The 1,550-nt window shown below is 67.8% G+C and carries 2 protein-coding genes; both read left to right on the top strand.

The window, feature by feature from the left end:
• On the top strand, positions 1-321 hold a 321-nt coding region (gene tnpA / locus AC6EXY_RS33240; protein ID WP_499819021.1), incomplete at its 5' end, for an IS200/IS605 family transposase.
• Positions 318-1,517, top strand: a complete 1,200-nt coding sequence (locus AC6EXY_RS33235) for an RNA-guided endonuclease InsQ/TnpB family protein (protein WP_499842482.1) — start codon at positions 318-320, stop codon at positions 1,515-1,517. The genes tnpA and AC6EXY_RS33235, both read left to right, overlap by 4 nt.
• The last annotated feature ends 33 nt before the right edge of the window (positions 1,518-1,550 follow it).

Genomic DNA, 1,550 nt, shown 5'->3' with positions numbered 1-1,550 from the left:
CGTGACAGGCTCGACGTGCTGCTTCGCGAGAAGTGCGCCGAGCACGACTGGCCAATCGTTGCGTTGGAGATCGAGCCCGACCACGTGCATCTGTTCGTGAAGGCTCATCCGAAGCACTCTCCGTCGTACATCGCGAACCAGCTGAAGGGCTTCACGTCGCACGCGCTGCGAGCCGAGTTCTCGCACCTTCGGTCCCGGTTTCCCACGTTGTGGTCCCGGTCGTTCTTCGTCGCCACCGTCGGTGCCGTCTCGGCTGAGACGGTGCGCCGGTACATCGACACCCAGAACGAGCGGCCATGGCGCAAGGGAACGTCCCGGTGAGGCGGACCTTCAGGTTCCAGTTACGCCCGACCAGCCGTCAGGCCAACACGCTCACGGCACTGTTGGACGACCACCGGGCGCTGTACAACGCCGCGCTGCAGGAACGGCGGGATGCCTACCGGCACCCGTCGAAGACGACGGTCCGCTACGGCGACCAGTCGGCCCAGTTGAAGGACATCCGGGCGTTCGACCCGGACCACGCGCGCTGGTCGTTCTCCTCCCAGCAGGCCACCCTGCGCCGGCTCGACAAGGCGATGGCCGCCTTCTTCCGCCGCGTGAAGTCCGGGGAGATGGCCGGCTACCCGCGGTTCAAGGGCGCCAACTGGTTTGACATGGTCGAGTGGCCGAAGGACGGCGACGGCTGCCGTTGGGACTCCCAGCCCGAAAACCCGGCGCGGACGTTCGTCAGGTTGCAGGGAATCGGCCACGTCAAGGTCAACCGGCACCGGCCCGTACGCGGCACCGTCAAGACGGTCTCCGTGAAGCGGGAGGGTAGGCGCTGGTACGTCGTCCTGTCCTGCGACAACGTGCCCGCCGAACCGCTCCCCGCTACCGGTGCCGTAGTCGGTGTCGACCTGGGCGTGGCCTCGCTCGCGACTACCTCTGATGGTCGGCATGTCGGCAACCCGCGTTTCCTCGCGGCAGCCGCCGATGGTCTTGCCGCCGCTCAGCGGGACCTGTCCCGGAGAAAGCGCGGGTCGAAGCGCCGTCGCAAAGCCGCGGCCCGGGTTGCCGCGCTGCACGGGAAGGTCCGCCGTCAGCGGCTCGACCTCGCTCACAAGACGGCGCTCGAACTGGTCCGCGGCCATGACCTGATCGCCGTCGAAGCGCTCAAGGTCGTCAACATGACCCGCCGGGCCAAGGTCAAACTCGACCCCGAGCAGCCCGGAACCTTCCTCCCGAACGGGCAGGCCGCCAAGACGGGACTGAACAAGAGTATTCTTGACGCGGGATGGCGAACATTCCTCGACGTGCTGCACGCCAAGGCTGAGAGTGCCGGACGTGTTGTCGTCGCTGTGAACCCCGCCAACACCTCCCGCACCTGCGCTCAGTGCGGCTACTGCGCCGCCGGCAGCCGCGGGACACAGGCCGAGTTCGTCTGCCAGCGGTGCGGGCACGCCGCGCACGCCGACGTGAACGCGGCGGTCAACATCTTGAGGGCCGGGCTGGCCCTTCGGGCCGCGCAAGTCGCCTGAGAAGCCGGCGGCTTCAGCCGTCGGAGTAGTCAC

This window comes from Frankia sp. RB5, from assembly GCF_059816245.1.
This window is presented reverse-complemented; position numbering and strand designations above follow the sequence as displayed.